The sequence below is a fragment of the Providencia sp. PROV032 genome (assembly GCF_028484875.1).
Lineage (GTDB): Bacteria > Pseudomonadota > Gammaproteobacteria > Enterobacterales > Enterobacteriaceae > Providencia > Providencia rettgeri_E.
Map to the genome: position 1 here is coordinate 34,745 of NZ_JAMPSX010000031.1, position 18,801 is coordinate 53,545.

The following is an 18,801-nucleotide window of genomic DNA, read 5'->3' on the forward strand; positions in this document are numbered from 1 at the left end:
TATCAAAAGCCGTTTTTTTTATCACAATTTCATCCCTAAAATTTAGCTTCTGAGGCCTCGACCCTGCTCAATTAGGAACCATGTTAATGCATAAAAAACGACTAAAAAAATCATTAAGACACCTAATGTAATCGCGATAGAAACATCAGCTATTCCCAGAAAGCCATAACGAAAGCCGCTGATCATATACACAATTGGGTTCAGTTTAGAGACGGCTTGCCAAAACGGTGGTAGCAATGACAACGAATAAAACACACCACCTAAATACGTTAATGGTGTTAATACAAAGGTAGGAACAATACTAATATCATCAAATGTCTTAGCGAAGATGGCATTTAATAAACCGGCAAGGGAAAACACAATTGCGGTTAGCAATAAAGTTATTACCACCATTGCCCATGAATGCACTTGCAAGGGAATAAAAAATAACGATACCAATGTAACGAGAAAGCCGACTAAAATCCCTCTAGCAACACCACCACCAACAAAACCTGCGATAATAATATGCGTCGGAACAGGGGCAACGAGTAATTCTTCAATATTTTTCTGAAATTTAGAACCAAAGAAAGAAGAACAAACATTTGAATATGAATTAGTGATCACCGCCATCATGATCAGCCCGGGGACGATAAACTGCATATAATCCACACCGCCCATATCACCAATTCTTGAACCAATTAAATTACCAAAAATCACAAAATACAGCGACATTGTGATCACTGGTGGTAACAATGTTTGTATCCAAATACGGCCAAACCGCGTGACTTCTTTTATCCAAATAGTTTTTAATGCGACCCAATATAATGAGATCATCTTGCAATCTCCTTCTCGGTTGCATTACTTTCTCTTTTGACTAAGTTAACAAATAACTCTTCTAACCGGTTTGCTTTATTTCGCATACTTAAAATCTGAACACCTTGCTCACTGAATTGGCTAAAAACACTATTTAGACCTTGCTCTCTTTTGACATCTACCTCAAGTGTTGAGGTGTCTATCAAACGTGATTCATACCCTAATAATTGAGGGATCGGACTTTTTGGCATTAAATCAAAAATAAAGGTTTCTGATTCTAATTGACTCAGCAATTGCTTCATACTTGTATTTTCAACTAATTCACCGTGTTGAATAATACCAATATTACGGCATAACATTTCAGCTTCTTCCAAATAGTGAGTGGTTAAAATGATTGTCGTTCCCTGAGCGTTAAGGTTCTTTAAGAATGTCCACATTGAACGACGAAGTTCAATATCAACACCCGCGGTGGGTTCATCCAAAATTAATAGCTTTGGTTGGTGCATCAACGCACGGGCTATCATTAAGCGCCGTTTCATACCACCGGACAAATTACGCGCCCGCTCATCACGTTTTTCCCATAAATCAAGTTGGGTCAGGTACTGCTCTGCACGTTGTACAGCAACAGAGCGCGTGACCCCATAATAACCGGCTTGGTTAAGAACAATTTGTAATACCGTTTCAAATGGGTTGAAATTAAACTCTTGAGGCACTAATCCAAGTTGCTGCTTTGCTTGCACAACTTGCTTTTCTAAATCATAACCAAATACTTTTACAGAACCGCTCGTTTTATTCACCAGTGAGCTAATGATCCCGATCGTGGTTGATTTACCCGCGCCATTTGGCCCCAACAATGCGTAAAAGTCACCGTCTTCAACGCTCAGGTCAATCCCTTTCAGGGCTTTTACACCACCTGGGTAGGTTTTGGTTAATTGCGATAACTCAAGTGCATATGTCATATGTAAAAAAACCTTTATTCTTAGGACGATTTGAAGGCAATATATCACCATGATGCCACTTTTTTCTGCACTATGTTATGCAGAAAAGAGATAATTAGTTTATACGATATAATTCAATATGTTATGAATTTAGGGTTGCCTTGAATAAAAGACAGGTTCATCATAAGGATGTTGAAATTAGTATAACTAATTATTAATTAATCAATAAATGTTGTATAAGATTTTATCGCAAAGTAACACAACTAGGCTATAAGTCATGATGAGAAAAATCGAAGAGCTGTTTGCTAACAATGAAGCATGGTCAGCATCAGTCAATGAACAAGATCCCGAATTCTTCAAAGAATTATCAAAAGCGCAAAAGCCGAGATTCTTATGGATAGGCTGCTCTGACAGCCGAGTACCTGCAGAAAAATTAATTAACGCCGCACCTGGCGACCTTTTTGTGCACCGTAATGTTGCCAACTTAGTTATTCACACTGACCTAAACTGTTTATCTGTCATTCAATATGCCGTTGATGTCTTACAAGTTGAGCACATCATTATTTGTGGCCACTACGGTTGTGGTGGTATTGAAGCAGCGGTTGATAACACCGAACTTGGCTTAATTAATAACTGGCTATTACACATAAGAGATATTTGGTACAGACATAGCTCTATGTTAGGTGAGCTAAAACCTTGCGAGCGCCTTAACCGTTTATGTGAATTAAATGTCGTTGAGCAAGTTTATAATTTAGGGCATTCAACCATCATGCAATCTGCATGGAAACGAGGCCAGAAAGTGATGATCCACGGTTGGGTATATGGGATTAATAATGGCCGGTTACACGACTTACATATTACTGCAGACAGCCGAGAAAAACTTGAGTTATGTTACCGTGAGGCTATTTCAACATTAACTCAAAAAAAATAAATTAAACTAAAAATAAAAAGCTCTTACATTTAAGAGCTTTTTACCAATTAAATCCAAAAATAGCGTAATTAAATTATAAAATATATTTTCATTTCTTTTAAATTAAAATGAAAATATTAATCCAAAAAAACTTATGATTAACAATTGTTGTAATTATATTTATACGCATATTAATTTAAGTATTGATACATATTTATTCTGAAGCAGAGTAAAGCTTATTTGTTGATTACAAAGAAATTAACCTCAAGAAATATATATTCAACCACGAAAAACTCATTGATGATATTTTATTTTGGAATAAAAAACCGGACTTTGAATAAGTATTTTTAAATATACTTATTTTAAATTTCAATCATAATTCAAGTGTTATAATGGGGTATTGTTAATTTACATATATTAACTTCAAATCATATTTAGGGATATTTCTATGAGTCAGCCTATTAAAAGTGGGTCTTCTAATCATACATTAAAGCTAAAGCCTATCGTCTTATGCGTCTCTGCAATTTTAGGGATGACTTCAATGGCTCATGGCGAAATAATTAATACTAACGGTGCTGGAGTAATCAATCAGCACAATGGCCCAACAATTGTTAATATAAATAAAGCTAGTGACAAAGGGGTTTCTCACAATATATACAACAAATTCGATGTTGATAATAAGGGAGTCATTTTAAACAACAGTAAAGATAACGTTAATACTCAGTTAGGTGGAATGATTAACGGAAACCTTAATTTAGCGGGTGGTGAAGCAAAAGTTATCCTTAATGAGGTTAACTCTAATAATGCAACAACGCTAAATGGTATGGTTGAAGTTGCAGGGAAAAAAGCACAAGTTATTGTTGCTAACCCATCAGGTATTACATGTAACTCATGCGGCTTCATTAATACAGAAAGTGCGACTCTAACAACGGGTAAGCCAATTGTTACTAACGGAGAAATTCTTGGCTATAACGTTTCTAAAGGCCAAATTATCGTTAATAAAAACTTAACGTCTAATTCTCCAACTGAACTAATTGCTCGTTCAGCAATTATTAATGGTCAATTAGCAGCAAAAGAAATCAAAGTTGTTACGGGAAATAACTTTATCGATGCTAATGGTGAAGTATTATCTTCTGTTCCCGGTACAGGTAGCCGCCCTTCTGTCGCAATTGATGTTTCATCTTTAGGTGGTATGTACGCAGATAAAATTACCCTTGTTTCTACCGAAATGGGGGTCGGCGTTAGCAATCAGGGCATTATTTCTGCTGGTAATGATGGTTTATCTATCTCTTCTAATGGTGGGCTATCTAATAAAAGAAATAGAATTGAATCTAACGGTAATATTGATGTAAAAGCCTCAGGTATTAGCAATGATGCCATAATTACTGCTAGAAAAAATATTAACGTTGATATTAATTCCGGTGGTTTCATCAACAACGATGCTGGAAAAATCATCTCAACAGATGGCAGCATTAGTCTCGCAGGTAATTCCTCAGTATTTAACCGCTATAAAGGTTCCATTCAAGCTAAAAACAATGTAAGTATTTCAGGTGAAACGCTTCAAAATGGTGATGGTATAATCAAAGCCGAAACTGGTGATATTAATATTGATTTAACTGATACACTCTATCAGTGGCGAAATACAGCTAATAGCCACGTTGAAGATAGAATTATTGCAGGTAGAGATATTAATATCAAAGCCAGCCGAATCATTAATGAAAATGCAAGAATTGAATCTGGAAGAGATATTAATTTAACGCTAAATTCAGGGTTAGAAAATACAAATTCTGCAGTAACCGCACAACGTAGAATAAAAGTTGATGCTGATATATTAACCAACAAATCATCATCTATTACAGCAAAAAATGCAAAATCTGATTATAATATTACTAAATATATTAATAATGATGCAAAATCTACCATTAGTAGCGGCCGTGGATTAAATATCACTTCTGCAAAATTAATCAATGCAGGTAAAATTGTTTCACCTACTAATGTACCAAATACAGTACCAGTCCCAACTTATGCTTCTAACATCAAGGTTGACAACCTTGAAAATAACGGTGGGTCTATTGCTGGTGATAACTTAACTATTACTTCTAATAATATAAGTAACACACAAGGTTTCATTGACGGAAAAACACTTAAAGTTACCGCTAATACTCTAAGCAACAATGGTGGATATATTCGCTCATATAACGACATGACATTAAATGTTGGTCATTTAAGCAACTTAAACTCTAATAATTTCTCTTCTGTTGCATCTCGATTTGCTTTAACAAACAAAGTTGGTGGTATTGAAGCATTAAATTCCGGCATTACAGTTACTGGTAATAAGGTTTCTAACTATTTTGGATTATTTAAAAGTTCCTCATCAGAAAAAGCAGCAACAAGTGGTGGAATGGAGTTTAAATTAACTGATGAACTAGATAACAATAATGGACAGTTAATTAGTTATGGCGGAATCAATATTGATGCTAAAGGGCTAAATAACTATAAAGGTGATATCTATGCGGGAGGCCGTTTGGATATTAAATCAGCAAGTAATATTAATAACTATTATGGTAAACTCAGATCTGATTATATAACAACCCTTTATGCTCCAGGTATTAGTAGCTATGATACGAATGGAACCTATAGTTTAGACGGTACAGGTATCATTTATAAACCAAACGGTTTAAATATCATTCACATCAAAAAACCAACAGACAGTGGTATTTCCCATAACACCTATCAAAGTTTTAATGTGAACGAAAAAGGCGTTATTTTTAATAACAGTAGCACTGCAACTGATACCCTTTTAGGGGGTAATATTTTTGGAAATGATAATATTACTGCTGGTAAAGAGGCTTCAGTTATCTTAAATGAAGTTATCGGCAACAGCATGACAACTATTAATGGTATGATGGAAGTTGCTGGAAATGCAGCTCAAGTTATTGTTGCTAATGCATCGGGTATTACATGTAACAGCTGTGGCTTCATCAACGCTACACGTGGTGCATTTGTTACAGGAACACCTATTGTTGTTGGTCAAAACTTAGTTGGCTACAATGTCTCTAAAGGCGAAATTACAGTTAATAATAACCTGACATCTAACAGCGTTGTTGATTTTATCTCTCGCGCTGTACTTGTTAACGGCAACGTTAAAGCAAATGAACTAAACATTACAACCGGTTCTAATTTTTATGATGCAAATGGTAATATAATCTCTAGTATTACCGGGCCTTATAATCAGAAAAATTACGGTGTAACTGTCGCTGCAAACGGTAGCTTAAACGCAGAAAAAATGAACATTAATATTAATGATTCCAATACAGGTCTCTTTAATAAAGGTGTTATTAATGCGGGTAATCAAGGCTTAAACGTTAAAGCTGGTGCTATAAATAATACTGGAACCATTCAAAGCAGAGGAAACATTGACTTAGCTGCTAATTCAACTAATTCCTTTAGTAATGATTATGGGACAATTATCTCCTCTAATGGTGATGTTAATATTTCCTCAAATGGTACTTTACTCAATCGCTATAATGGGTTAATCAAAGCTAATCAAAACGTTAACATCAATACCGCACAAGACATCCAGAATAGTAATGGCTTGATTCATGCTGAGAAAGGCAACATTAATGTTAACGCAGATACAATCTACAACTGGGCAGGTAACAATAGTAAATATGGTAAATACAGATTTACTGCTGGCCAAGATATTGTTTTTAACGTTAATAGACTCATCAATGAACAAGCTATCATTTCAGCAGGTAGAGACTTTACTTTCACAGGTAAAAGTTTAGATAATAAAGCATCAAGTGCGCTCTATGCAAAACGCCGCATGACTATCGATACTAATATTTTAAACAACCTGTCATCTACCATGAAAACTGAAAATGGCAGAATGGATATTACTGCATACAATTCAGTCGTTAATGATAGTAAATCGGTAATTAGCAGTGAGAAATTATTGAATATTACTTCACCAAAACTGACAAATAATGGTGTTATCTCTTCTAACAATGGTAAATCGACGTTTAAAGTTAATAATTTAGTTAATAATGCTGGTTACATTAAAGGCTTTAACCTTAACTTTATCTCTCAATATTTAAACAACTCTAATGGTTTGATTAAAGCGGATAATAACTTAGTAATGAATGCTGATTATATCAGTAATACTAATTCGTCTGACTTTAGCCGATACACATATAACCTTGGTTTACCAAGCCAAAAAGGGGGGATTGTCACCAACAATGGCAACATTAAAATTAAAGGTATTCAGATGAATAATACTTCAGGTATCGTTCAAACGAATGCTCTTTTCCCTGCACCTGGTGAAGCTGATATTGATGTAACATTGAGCAATGAGCTTATTAACAACTACGCTCAAATTAATAGTGCAGGAAATATGAATATCCAAGCGAATTCAATTTCCAACTATAATGGTGCAATAAATGCAGGTATTAATTTAACAGTTAAGGGCAACAGTTCTATCAACAATGCCTATGGTAGAATCAATTCAAATGGAACTACTCAAGTTAACACGCCTCTGCTTTCCAATTCTTATGGAAAAATCACGGGCGGTACTGTTATCATCAATAAATAGTTATAATATAATTTATTGATTTATCTAATATATGCCACCTCTAAAAGAGGTGGCTTTAAATATAGCCCTCTATAAGTGGGCTATATTCTTTATTAATCCTCCAATAATTCCATTTGTTGGTCGAGCTCTTGATCAACTTTATCCTGATGCCTTACATAACGCCTAATGATGACTTCATTACCCCCCACCGTATCAGCAAAATATCCCCTAGCCCAAAAGTGATTACTCCAAAGTTTCTTACGTATATGTGGAAATCGATTATATAACCTCATCGCACTACGTCTTTTCAGGACTCCCATCAGTGTTGATATTGATAGTTTAGGTGGGATCATTACAACTAAATGAACATAGTCTGGCTGAACATTTAGCTTCAATACTCACAGTCTTTCATATTGCAGAGAATATAAATTGTTCTATAAAGTTCTTTTCCTACTTTATCTTTCAATATCTTATAACGATATTTAGGTATCCAAACTAGATGATATTTGCAACACCAATACACATGTGATGAACTTCTGTATAAATCCATGTTATTTCCTCTTTACTTGTGGTGAGTAAGAGGTAGTTTTTTAATATGGGTTTCCTTCCGGCTATAGCCTCACAGGGTCAATCACTACCTCCTTAGGAGGTCGTTTAAGGCTGACAATGAAAAGGTCATATCTATCGTTGTCACTCAACTAATTAGATACGGTCTTTTATTTTTAAGTAAAACCACTTAATTGAGTAAAGAATATTCTCGATATAAAACCAAAACTAAAGTAAATTTAATAAAAATTCATATATTAAAGAGAGTTTACTCTCTCTTTAATTTAAACTATAAATAGTTTCTTATTGAAAACATTAAAATCCATAGTCTTATCATTCATTTTATTTACCTAAAAAGGTAAAAATAAAAAGATGATTTTATAGCACCATAAGATCATATCTTAAGCGTTTTCACATCCCCCCACAGCAAATAAGCTTTAAGCACCTTAAAAACCAACTTTAGACATTTTTAATACCGCGCACCCCACAAAATAAGAATATTAGTCTGCACAAACCTATTAAATTGTATTTCAAGCGAAATATAATGTTACAGTTACTTGAATAATATTTAAATTTAATTTTGATTTGATTGATATCGTTAACAGTTAAGATAATGGTAATTTATTGGATTATCCATCTACTCCATTAACTTAAATGCATTAATTACAGGTTAAATATCACAACCTAAGTTAAATACCTAAAATTACTCGTCCAGTGGACTTACTTTAAAAATACTAATACAATCTTTACGTGTGAAATATATGGAATAATAGTTATTAAAAAATAACTTAAATATAATTAATAAATCTTTACTAGATAGATAAGAGGTTCCTATGATTTTTAAAAAGTCAGTATTAATGGCATCAATTATTATGGTTTCATTATCAAGTGTGGCACATGCTGCAATTGATAGCGGTAATGCTAAAGGTACCATTAATTTCAAAGGTCAATTTATTGATACGACATGTACTATTGAAGTTAATAATGCTAATAAAAATGAAGGTGTAGTACAACTTGGCACTTGGATGACTAACACCTTCGATAAAGTCGGTGAACTAACTGATGCAGTTCCTTTAACAATAGGCTTGAGTGGTTGCCCTGCAACATTAGCACGTGCTCGCGTCACCTTCGGAGGAACCGCACATCCAGATAACAACCAATTATATGCAGTCAATGAAGCTGATGGTGTTGGTATTGGTATTTCTGGTGATGTTAACGGAACAAATTTCTATACTCCAGACACTGAAGCTGATGGTATTGATTTGAATGGTAATAGTGGAGAGAAAACATATTATGCGCGTTACGTTACAACCGCAAATGAAGTTACTGCAGGTAAAGCAAACGCTGACGTTACTGTCACTATTCAATATAACCAATAGTTCACTGAATTAAGGGAACATTCGTTCCCTCTTTTTATAGGGGAAAATTTTGAAAAAGCATCTCATTTCATTAGCGCTTTTATTTATGACGACTCTTAATGCAAACGCCAGTGTTATTTTAGGTGGTACTCGTGTTATTTATGAAGGCAATAAGAAAGAAGCTTCAATTTCAGTGAGAAATGATGATAAAACACCTTATCTAGTACAATCTTGGGTAAATAATTTTAATAATAATGATAAACAGAAAGTACCATTTACTGTAACGCCTCCACTTTTTCGCATTGAACCTGAATCAGCCAATGCCATTCGAATTGTTTTAACAGATTCTCAGCTGCCCTCTGATAAAGAATCAGTTTATTGGTTAAATGTTAAATCAATTCCACCATCTGACCCAAATTCAACAAATAATTTAACAATTTCAATTAATAACAAGATTAAATTATTTTATCGCCCTGCTGGTTTACCAACAGCGGAAGCGTTAATTGCGTATGAAAAATTAACCTTTGAAAAACAAGGAAACTATTTAAAAGCAAATAATCCAACTCCTTATTATGTTTCATTTGGGGAGTTGAAGATTGGTAATAAAGAAATTGCAGAACCAGGCATGGTCCCTCCTCTGGGCGAAGCGTCATGGGATATTTCGGGAACTCAAGCAAACCAAGTTACTTGGAGTGCAATTAATGACCATGGAACGATAACGAAAGCGAAAAATCAGACATTAAAATAATCAGTTGGAAGAACATTCATTATGCGCTGCATTTCAAGAAAGCAACATTTATTAAATTGTCATTATGACGCGATAACCGATTTGCATAATGGGGTAACTTATTTTCGATTGAAAAAAATATGTCAGGTAGTAACCGCAATAATTTTGGCTGGAATAAACATCAGTCATGTATCTGCGGAAGATTATTTTAGTCCTAGCTCACTCAGCGTCATTAATGGCCAAAATATTGCAGATCTACCTAATTTAGACCAGTTCGCTAATCCTGGAGGGCAGTTAGCGGGTGAATACCATGTCGATATTATCGTAAATGGTATTTTAATGGATTCTAAGGTTACCGAATTTGTTAAAGATGATAAATCAAGCCAGTTAATTCCACGCATAACAAAAGAAGAATTAGCACTTTGGGGAGTTAAAGTTAACTCTATTCCAGCATTGTCTGCACTTTCTGCTGAGCAATATATAGGCCCAATAGGCGAGTATATACCCGAGGCAAAATCTACGCTCGAATTGAATCAACAGAAGCTGAATATCTCAATACCTCAAGTCGCTATGAATAAACAAGCATTAGGTACTGTTCCCGTTAGTCAGTGGGAAAATGGTGTTCCTGCTTTAATCTTAAATTATTATTATAGTGGTTCAAACAATTGGAGTCGTAATAACACCAAAGACACAAACTCTCATTATTTCAACCTTCGTAGCACTGGAAATCTAGGCCCATGGCGTTTAAAAAATTATTCGACTTATACGGATAATAGCGGAGAACGCGAATGGAAAAACATTGAGACTAGCTTAGAAAGAGGGATTAACTTTTTAAAATCTCAATTAGTAATTGGTGACACAGCGACACCAAGTGAGATTTTTGATGGTTTTCAATTCCGTGGTATTCAATTACAAAGTGATGAATCCATGCTACCTAGTTCAATGAGAGGGTTTGCTCCCATTATTAGAGGAATAGCTCAAAGTAACGCAGAAGTTACGATTAAACAGAATAACTATGTTATTTATCAATCCTATGTCTCTCCAGGTGCATTTGAAATTGATGATTTATACCCAACGGGGACTAGCGGTGACTTAACCGTTATAATTAAGGAAGCAGATGGTACTGAACGCTCATTTACTGTTCCTTTCTCATCAATTGCTATTATGCAGCGAGAAGGGCAACTCAAGTATTCATTAACGGGGGGAAAATATAAATCTAATGCCTCCGGCGAAGTAGAACCTGATTTCCTGCAAAGTACTTTTATTTATGGGTTACCAAAAGGTATTACTGGGTATGTTGGAACTTTACTATCAAAAAATTACCAATCTTATGCGATAGGAATGGGGATTAATTTAGGTAGTTTGGGCGCACTATCGGCCGATGTTACACAAGCAAACAGCCAAAATTTATTAGGGAAAGAAGATACCGACAGTGGGCAGTCATATCGTTTCCAATACTCCAAAAACGTGACCTCGACTGGTACATCTGTAACTTTAGCTAACTATCGTTACTCAACGGAAGGTTTTTATTCATTCAGTGAAGCTAACAGTAATCAACCTAAAATATATCGCGATAATAAAAAAAACCGCTTTCAAGTCTCACTAAATCAGTCACTAAATAAATTTGGTAATATTTATTTTTCTAGTTATCAGCAAGATTATTGGAACCGTTCGGGTAAAGAACGCTCATTAAATGCGGGTTATAACAAAAGCTTTGATGGGATCACTTATAACTTTAATTACAGTTATTCTGATAGTGCTTATCAGCGTAAAGCTGATAATTATTTCTCTTTCTCAGTTTCTATTCCACTTAATAATACATCCGGTAATTACACATCGATAAATAGTAGTATTACAGCGGATAACAGCGGCAATGCAGACGCAATGATGGGAGTAAGTGGTACTCTTGGCGAAAAAAATAATATTAATTACGCTGTTCAGCAATCATATGGAAATAAAGAAACTCGTGGTAGTGGAAATGCTTCGGCATCTTATAGAGGAAGTTATGGTGTCGCTAATGCGGCCTATGGCTATGATAGATATTCACAGCGAGCAAATTACGGTTTAACAGGAGCGATTGTTGCTCACCCATATGGCATCACTTTAGCTCAGCCTATCTATGATTCTTTCGCGATTATTCGAGCCCCGGGCGCAGAAAATGTGCAAGTATTAAATAGATCAAATATTTCAACCGATTCTCGAGGTTACGCAATTGTGCCTTATCTCAACCCTTATACTAAAAATGAAATATCCCTCAACATTGACTCTTTACCTGAAAATGTTGAATTAAAAACCAATACAGTTAATGCGGTACCAACAAAAGGCGCCGCAATTTTGGCAAACTACCAAACTCATGTCGGTTACCGATTATTATTTAATGTTACTCATAATGGAAAACCAGTGCCTTTTGGTGCAATGGCCCAATTCGCTCAAAATGATGACCAAAATATGAGCTCAGGTATTGTCGGTGATAATGGTGATGTCTATCTCAGTGGGATGCCAGAGCAAGGGCGACTACAAATTAAATGGGGTAAAAACCAAGAAGATCAGTGTGTTGCCGAATATAAATTAACCGCTGAACAATTGAAGCATCATTTACCCATATTGCCCGTCAACTGCCAATAAAATAGGTTTTGAATATGAATATAAAACAAATTATTGCTTTGGTTGGTATTACCTTATTTTCATTTAACGCGCTCAGTATCGGGCAGTTTCGCATCAATTTAGGGGATTTAGAAATTGATGCGGCAGCTCATAAACTTCCCCGTGAAGCGATATTGGGTAATGGTTGGAAGCAATTTGAGTCTACAGGGAATCAGGAATTATGTGTTGCTGAAGGGCCGGGAAACTTTAATTTTATTCCACAAGTAAATAGCCACCCCGTAGGAACGGTAATTAATGATAGTTCAGGGAGCTACCCCGTTTTTAGCACTGGTATTAATGGCGTGGGTTATGTCATGGCATTAAGGCAAAAAGGAACGAGCCAATGGTATCCGTTAACAGGAAACAATAGCGAAATTAGTGCCATTGATGGCTCATCATCGCTACAACTTGAAACACGAATGATGTATGTCAAAACCGTTCAAGGAGATATTGAAGGAACGGATAAAGCTGTTACACATTTTAATCCAGTCAAAGTGCAATGCAGTGGTGATATGAATTGGATCTCATCAGTAGGAGAAATATTACCTGCATCAACATTGATTTCATGGGCACAACGCACTTGTGCAGTTTCATCGGTTCGACAATCGGTCGACCTCGGCGTCCATGACATCGCTAAAGTTCGCTCGTTAAATATAGGAGATACCTTTGGCCATGCTCAACAGTCTATTACGATTAACTGCCCTGCCATCATGTCTGTAGCCTACACCATAGCGGATAACTTACACCCAAGTAATATAAATACAGATATTATTTATTTAGAAAATGAAAGCGAAAGCCCTGGATTTGCAGTGCGAGTATACGAAGCAGGTCAATCTTCCCCATTGAAATTAGGAGGAGACCGTACCTTATCCAACAATTATGTCTATTCCTTGCTGGATAAAGCAAGTCTGAACCCCATCGTCACAAAAACATTTGAATTCAGATATGTCAAAACATCGAATGAAGTGAAGGCAACTCATGGTAATGCACAGGTCACGGTTACCCTTGTGTATAAATGATCAAGGGTCATTATTTATGAAACATAATTTAAACATATTTGTACTGTTCTTTATATTTCTAGTGCCAATGAATGCGATAGCTGTGGATGCCAAAATCAAGGTGAATTTTACAGGTTCGATTAAAGGTGCAACGTGTAGCATATCTTCTGATGCGCAAGGCGTTGATTTAGGAATGTGGTTTTTAGAAGGGGGTGGAAGTAACTTCCCTCGTAACTCAGTGACAGATTGGGTGGAATTTGATTTGATTTTTAATTGTTCAACAGCAAATCGACAAGTGAGTGGCGCTTTAGAAGGAACTCCTGCAGCACTAGATAGAAAGCTATTTGAGTTGGATCAGAGCGAAGGTTCAGCGAGCGGAATGGCTATTCAAATTGAAGCTTATTCGCCTGAGCGCAAACGTTGGGAAGCAAAAAATGCAAATGAAGTCAGTACCTTAATTAGTGCGGCAGGGACAACTTCAGGAACTAATACAGTTCAATTGCGTGCGCGCTATAAGCAATTAGCAAATAGCGCAACACCAGGTACGGCAAATGCCTCTATTACATTCGTTGTACGAAATAATTAAGGGAAAACAATGAATAAAAAAATTCAATATGCAATTCATTGCCTTGTAACAACGATATTACTTTTTCCTGTTAAATCATTTGGTTACGATGCCATTTTTAATGTTACAGGACGAGTGTCTTCTAATACTTGCTCTATCCAATCATCAAGAATACAAAATATTCATCTTGGTGATTATACTATTAGTCAATCCGGCTTTGGCTTGGGTAGTGGCGTCAACTCGCAAAGTAAAGATGTGAGATGGCAGATTGATTTTGATTGCGATAAAGGCACTAAAATTAATATTGCTCTTCAAGGACGTCAATATCCGGGCGCTAACACAGTTCTAGATATAGATAACTCTACTGATAAAGCCAGAGGTATTGGTATCAGAGTCGAATACAGTAATGACCGAACGTCGTGGTATAGGATGATAATAGGTGGCCGTGATACTTTGGCTTCCCCGTCATATGTTGACGGAAAACTATCGATATACTTTAACTCTTACTATATACAAATGGAAAAAACGATTACTCCAGGTAAAGCCAATGCGACTATGGACATCGAAGTGACTTACGGATAATAAATTACAAGGTAAGAAAAGCGCCCCACAGTATACTGCCTAGCGACAATAAGAAGAGCCGCCTAAGCACGGCTCTTCTTTATCGGATTACCGAATATTAATCTTCAAGTAACGTTACATGCCCAATATAAGGCAGATGACGATATTGCTGAGCGTAGTCAATACCGTAACCCACCACAAATTTGTCTTCAATCGAATAACCAATCCATTCAACAGGAACCTGTACTTCTCGGCGTGAAGGTTTATCCAATAATGTACAAATCGCAACAGATTTAGGGCCGCGTAATTCGAAAATTTCACGAACTTTATTTAAGGTATTACCAGAGTCGATAATATCTTCAACGATTAATACGTGTTTATCACGGATATCTTCGTCCAAGTCTTTGACAATTTTAACATCACGACTTGATGTCATCGCATTGCCGTAACTTGAAACGGTCATAAAATCGACTTCATGAGGAACATCAATCTTACGACATAAATCAGCCATAAAAATAAATGAACCTTTCAGTAAACCAACAAGGACTAATTCACCATCAAGTTTTTGATAATGAGCGCTAATTTTATCGGCTAATTCACTGATTCGTTGAGCAATCTCTTCTTCAGAGATCATTACTTCAAGGGTATGTTTCATCTTCTATTACGCATCTATGGGAATGGAAAGCACGTAATTTTAACATAGGCAGCACGCATATACTAATAAAGGAAAATGCAGTGCTAAAATTTCACACTGCATTTTATCTGAAAATAAATGTGGCTGTTAACTTACCGTGAAGCCCAACATCATTCCGGTATCTTCATGCTCTAAAAGATGGCAGTGAGCCATATAAGGATGTTGTTGAGTTGCAGGGTGTTTAAATTCGACTAAAATTTCACTCACCTGCCCTTCCACTTTAACAATATCTTTCCAACCTTGGCGATGAGGCTCTACGGCTTGGCCATTTTCTTTTAGGATACGAAAACGTGTTCCATGAACGTGGAATGGGTGCAACATCATATCGCCACGCCCAGAAACGACCCATATTTCTTGTTGATTCATAGGGGCATTGAATGCAGGATGAGTCATTGAAAAAACCTGTCCATTAATGGTATTCGCGTTATGAATATCTAAACCATCAGAACCTGAACCACAATGGCCACCACTTCCCATTTTGCCATTCATATTTCCATGATTCATATTTCCATGATTCATATTTCCATGGCTCATATTACCCATCATTGCACCATGACCGCCCATATTACCCATGGCCTGATCGCCATATTTTTCGCGTAACATCATCATACCTTGCATGTCTAAACGCATATCCATCATTAAATGGAAACGGCGGCGATTTAATCCAGCAAGAGAAGGGATCGCAGATATTGCTGCAAGCGTTGATGGCAGGACTCCGTCTCCCTTAGTCAAAGTTGTTTCAATACGCAGTACTGGCAAAGGCTGGTCAAATGGTGCGATTGTCATACCCATTTGCCCGACAGGTAGCGTAACCAAATCGAATGCGCGACCATCGGAGGCGTCAATTAATACTTCAAAACGCTCTCCCATCAAGATAGGCAATTCTGTGACTGCAATCGGTTCAGCCAACAAACCACCATCACTTGCAATGACATACATTTTACGTCCATCACTAGTGGAAATGTTTAAACTTCTCGCATTGCAGCCATTTAATAACCTTAAGCGTAGCCAACCTTTTGGGGCAACATGTTTAGGGTAAACAGCTCCGTTCGTCAACATGATGTCTCCGAACCACCCCACTGCAGCGCTCATTACATCAAGCTGGTAATCAATTTGCCCATCATCTTTTAAGCGTTTGTCTTGCAAAATGACAGGAACATCATTGACCCCCCAATCACTTGGTAAGCCGTGTTTTGTGCTGTCATCATCTTTAATTAATACAAGACCAGCTAACCCCATCGCCACTTGGTATCCGGTTTTTCCATGAGTATGTGGATGAAACCAACATGTCGCTTCACTTTGGTTTACCGTAAAATTCACTTTACGGCTTGCTCCCGGCTGAATTATCGCTTGAGGCCCACCATCTTGTTCACCTGAAATCTCTAAGCCATGCCAGTGAACGGTTGTATCCTCAGCCAATTGATTCACAATATTGATATTAACGCTTTGCCCATTTCTTAAGCTAATCGCGGGGCCCAATAAATTACCGTTATAGCCCCATGTTGTTGTTTTCTTTCCCGGAACAAATTGCGAAACACCTTGTTGGATAACTAACTGAATGTTGCCTTGTGCATCTGGTTCAACTAGCGGGGGGATCGCTAATTCAGGGTAGTTTCCCGCTGCGACCGCGATGCGGCTCCAAATAGGCAGCGCACTTGCAGCATATGTGATAGCACTTAATTTCAAAAAATCGCGACGTAGCATTGATAACCTTCCTTTTATTTATCAAATCAATAATCATCAGTGGTGTAATTTATGGCAAATTACACTTTCGAAGCAAAACATGGTTTAATGAAGGGATGATAAAGCCTCCCCTTACAGGAAGGTCAATAAAACCACTCTTTAAATGTGGGTTTATTACATGGATTTAAGAAAAATATAGTTGACTAACAATTCTATTCTTATGCTAACGTAACTTGACATAGAAAACAGATAGAATATCGAATGCGCAAATTTATATTGATGTCATGCTTAATGACTCTGTTAGGGATAACCAATTCTGCCAGAGCTCTTTCTCCCAATGAAGCTGAAGATCTTGCTGATCTTACGGCTATTTTTATTTATCTAAAATATGATTGTGGGTATTCACAAATCCCTGATAGGGAAATTGAACGTGCTATCGTTTACTTTGCTAAAAGTAATAAATGGGATCTTAGTAACTATAATGCGGAAAAAATGACCGCTCTTAACAAAGAAAGTTATAGTGACCTAAAAGGAATACCACTCACCGCTGAGTTTAAATGTCAGTCCCTTGCTCGCGATTCGCTAGGCCTTTTTGCTTACGTTAAATAGGCAAATGAGAAAACCCATCAAGAAAACATGCCTAAACATAGTCTGCATGTTTTCTTTCTTTACTCTAAATTATTATTCCTTTTTTGCCTTCGTTCTTGCCAAAAAAGCACTAGCGATGGAATACTTTGAATAATTACCATTCTGATAATATGGTTTGACATCACAAAGCCGGCATCTAAATTCATCGTAATTGCTGCGAATGTCATTGCTTCCATACTTCCCGGCGCCCAAGCTAACAATAATACGGAAATGTCATAGCCGGTGATCCAAGATGCAAATACCGTGATAAGAAAAGTCAGCACGATATTTACCACCACCACTTGGGCTGAGGAGTATATATTTTTAATCAACGATGAAAGTGGAAAAACAATGAAATGATTACCAATATTCATCCCAATCAAGACCATACTGAGTTCAGTCAGCATCAGTGGGAAATTCAACGGGATATCAACCCAACTTTGAATGAGTGTTGCCGCCGCTAATGACGTTAACATAAAAGGCGCAGGGACTCTTAAACGCTGTAAAATTATCCCTGAAATAACACCGACAGCAACAATCAACAGTAACCACCCCGTTGAAACTAATGTGAGTTCAGGAAATTCGATTATTGGTTGCGGATCACCATCACTACCAACAACAATACCGGCTAATAAAATAAGAATAATTAAGCGAATAGTATGGGAAATAACAATTTTTTGAGGTGGTGTATGGGTATGGTCAGTTAATGCGAGAATTGCAGCCATCGCACCGGGGACAGAGCCAAGCATCGCCTCTTGTTTTGTCCAACCGACTTTTCGGTAAAACCAAAAAAAACTGAACGAAAATTGCACTGCCAAACAGACAACTAACATCAATAATAAAAGAAATAAATTGTCTGCTTCGTTAAGAGATACTTGATTAAACATCAAGCCGACAGAGGTTCCCAGTGTGACTTGAACAAAGGTAATGGTATGTTTAGGAATAGCGAACGAGATACCAAAACGATGAAAAATGATAATCGCAATGATCGGGCCAAACATCAATGCAAGGGGAATTCCAAGATAGGTAAGCCCACCACCGATTAAAGCACAGATGGAAATCCCGCCTATCATTTTTAGTAATTTCATCATATGGTATTAACCATTACGTCTTTTATCACCCTAATTTATATCACATTATTTAAGCCATATGGCTTTAGTTTTTAATTATTTATCCCCTTAGTGATATC

The 18,801-nt window shown here is 36.6% G+C and carries 14 protein-coding genes and 1 pseudogene; 9 read left to right on the plus strand and 6 right to left on the minus strand.

Features of this window, described 5'->3' with window-relative positions:
• Nucleotides 1–42: 42 nt before the first annotated feature.
• Both PSF42_RS17455 and PSF42_RS17460 read right to left on the minus strand, forming a co-directional pair.
• The gene (locus tag PSF42_RS17455; RefSeq protein ID WP_004913713.1) at nucleotides 43–813 is read right to left on the minus strand and encodes an ABC transporter permease; all 771 of its coding nucleotides are present in this window, start codon (nucleotides 811–813) and stop codon (nucleotides 43–45) included.
• Nucleotides 810–1,751, minus strand: a complete 942-nt coding sequence (locus tag PSF42_RS17460; RefSeq protein ID WP_004913716.1) for an ABC transporter ATP-binding protein — start codon at nucleotides 1,749–1,751, stop codon at nucleotides 810–812. The genes PSF42_RS17455 and PSF42_RS17460 overlap by 4 nt, the downstream gene beginning before the upstream one ends.
• Nucleotides 1,752–2,007: 256 nt before the next feature.
• Here PSF42_RS17460 and can point away from each other — a divergent pair, with 256 nt between their 5' ends.
• Together can and PSF42_RS17470 are read left to right on the plus strand one after the other, a co-directional pair.
• A complete protein-coding gene (gene can / locus PSF42_RS17465) occupies nucleotides 2,008–2,661 on the plus strand; it encodes a carbonate dehydratase (protein WP_102139423.1) in 654 nt (217 codons plus the stop codon).
• 427 nt (nucleotides 2,662–3,088) lie between these two features.
• Nucleotides 3,089–7,231 (plus strand): two-partner secretion domain-containing protein, encoded by a 4,143-nt coding sequence (locus PSF42_RS17470; protein WP_272680435.1) that lies wholly within the window; start codon nucleotides 3,089–3,091, stop codon nucleotides 7,229–7,231.
• Between the two features lie 92 nt (nucleotides 7,232–7,323).
• On the opposite strand, the pseudogene tnpA reads toward PSF42_RS17470, so the two are convergent.
• Nucleotides 7,324–7,760 (minus strand): annotated as a pseudogene (gene tnpA, locus PSF42_RS17475) (IS200/IS605 family transposase).
• An 829-nt stretch (nucleotides 7,761–8,589) separates the two neighbouring features.
• On the opposite strand from tnpA, the gene PSF42_RS17480 reads away from it, so the two are divergent.
• The 6 genes from PSF42_RS17480 (at nucleotide 8,590) to PSF42_RS17505 (ending at nucleotide 14,629) form a co-directional block, all read left to right on the plus strand.
• Nucleotides 8,590–9,135: a fimbrial protein gene (locus PSF42_RS17480; RefSeq protein WP_213913869.1), complete on the plus strand. Its 546-nt coding sequence runs from the start codon at nucleotides 8,590–8,592 to the stop codon at nucleotides 9,133–9,135.
• A gap of 49 nt (nucleotides 9,136–9,184) precedes the next feature.
• Nucleotides 9,185–9,862, plus strand: coding sequence for a fimbrial biogenesis chaperone (locus PSF42_RS17485; RefSeq protein WP_248466868.1), 678 nt, complete (start codon nucleotides 9,185–9,187; stop codon nucleotides 9,860–9,862).
• 108 nt (nucleotides 9,863–9,970) lie between these two features.
• Nucleotides 9,971–12,466 (plus strand): fimbria/pilus outer membrane usher protein, encoded by a 2,496-nt coding sequence (locus PSF42_RS17490; protein ID WP_272680436.1) that lies wholly within the window; start codon nucleotides 9,971–9,973, stop codon nucleotides 12,464–12,466.
• Between the two features lie 14 nt (nucleotides 12,467–12,480).
• Nucleotides 12,481–13,503: a fimbrial protein gene (locus PSF42_RS17495; protein ID WP_272680437.1), complete on the plus strand. Its 1,023-nt coding sequence runs from the start codon at nucleotides 12,481–12,483 to the stop codon at nucleotides 13,501–13,503.
• A gap of 16 nt (nucleotides 13,504–13,519) precedes the next feature.
• The gene (locus PSF42_RS17500) at nucleotides 13,520–14,068 is read left to right on the plus strand and encodes a fimbrial protein (protein ID WP_185746884.1); all 549 of its coding nucleotides are present in this window, start codon (nucleotides 13,520–13,522) and stop codon (nucleotides 14,066–14,068) included.
• Nucleotides 14,069–14,077: 9 nt separating this feature from the next.
• Complete coding sequence (locus tag PSF42_RS17505; protein WP_272680438.1) at nucleotides 14,078–14,629, plus strand: fimbrial protein; 552 nt, start codon at nucleotides 14,078–14,080, stop codon at nucleotides 14,627–14,629.
• Nucleotides 14,630–14,726: 97 nt separating this feature from the next.
• Here PSF42_RS17505 and hpt read toward each other — a convergent pair whose 3' ends face one another.
• Both hpt and cueO read right to left on the minus strand, forming a co-directional pair.
• Nucleotides 14,727–15,263 carry a hypoxanthine phosphoribosyltransferase gene (gene hpt / locus PSF42_RS17510; RefSeq protein ID WP_125891608.1) on the minus strand — a complete coding sequence of 179 codons (537 nt, stop codon included), beginning with the start codon at nucleotides 15,261–15,263 and terminating at the stop codon, nucleotides 14,727–14,729.
• A gap of 126 nt (nucleotides 15,264–15,389) precedes the next feature.
• Nucleotides 15,390–17,006: a multicopper oxidase CueO gene (gene cueO, locus PSF42_RS17515; protein ID WP_272680439.1), complete on the minus strand. Its 1,617-nt coding sequence runs from the start codon at nucleotides 17,004–17,006 to the stop codon at nucleotides 15,390–15,392.
• A gap of 240 nt (nucleotides 17,007–17,246) precedes the next feature.
• On the opposite strand from cueO, the gene PSF42_RS17520 reads away from it, so the two are divergent.
• Entirely contained in the window at nucleotides 17,247–17,594 is a 348-nt protein-coding gene (locus PSF42_RS17520) for a YacC family pilotin-like protein (protein WP_125891610.1), read from the plus strand.
• Between the two features lie 59 nt (nucleotides 17,595–17,653).
• Here the strand turns inward: PSF42_RS17520 and PSF42_RS17525 are convergent, their stop codons facing one another.
• Nucleotides 17,654–18,703 (minus strand): AbrB family transcriptional regulator, encoded by a 1,050-nt coding sequence (locus PSF42_RS17525; RefSeq protein WP_213913863.1) that lies wholly within the window; start codon nucleotides 18,701–18,703, stop codon nucleotides 17,654–17,656.
• Nucleotides 18,704–18,801: the final 98 nt, after the last annotated feature.

What these genes read in the sequence shown, in the direction of transcription:
- PSF42_RS17480 (WP_213913869.1), top strand. Translation starts at nt 8,590, where the DNA reads ATGATTTTTAAAAAGTCAGTATTAATGGCATCAATTATTATGGTTTCA.
- PSF42_RS17455 (WP_004913713.1), bottom strand. Translation starts at nt 813, where the DNA reads ATGATCTCATTATATTGGGTCGCATTAAAAACTATTTGGATAAAAGAA.
- PSF42_RS17505 (WP_272680438.1), top strand. Translation starts at nt 14,078, where the DNA reads ATGAATAAAAAAATTCAATATGCAATTCATTGCCTTGTAACAACGATA.
- PSF42_RS17495 (WP_272680437.1), top strand. Translation starts at nt 12,481, where the DNA reads ATGAATATAAAACAAATTATTGCTTTGGTTGGTATTACCTTATTTTCA.
- PSF42_RS17525 (WP_213913863.1), bottom strand. Translation starts at nt 18,703, where the DNA reads ATGATGAAATTACTAAAAATGATAGGCGGGATTTCCATCTGTGCTTTA.
- PSF42_RS17500 (WP_185746884.1), top strand. Translation starts at nt 13,520, where the DNA reads ATGAAACATAATTTAAACATATTTGTACTGTTCTTTATATTTCTAGTG.
- can (WP_102139423.1), top strand. Translation starts at nt 2,008, where the DNA reads ATGATGAGAAAAATCGAAGAGCTGTTTGCTAACAATGAAGCATGGTCA.
- PSF42_RS17470 (WP_272680435.1), top strand. Translation starts at nt 3,089, where the DNA reads ATGAGTCAGCCTATTAAAAGTGGGTCTTCTAATCATACATTAAAGCTA.
- cueO (WP_272680439.1), bottom strand. Translation starts at nt 17,006, where the DNA reads ATGCTACGTCGCGATTTTTTGAAATTAAGTGCTATCACATATGCTGCA.
- hpt (WP_125891608.1), bottom strand. Translation starts at nt 15,263, where the DNA reads ATGAAACATACCCTTGAAGTAATGATCTCTGAAGAAGAGATTGCTCAA.
- PSF42_RS17460 (WP_004913716.1), bottom strand. Translation starts at nt 1,751, where the DNA reads ATGACATATGCACTTGAGTTATCGCAATTAACCAAAACCTACCCAGGT.
- PSF42_RS17520 (WP_125891610.1), top strand. Translation starts at nt 17,247, where the DNA reads ATGCGCAAATTTATATTGATGTCATGCTTAATGACTCTGTTAGGGATA.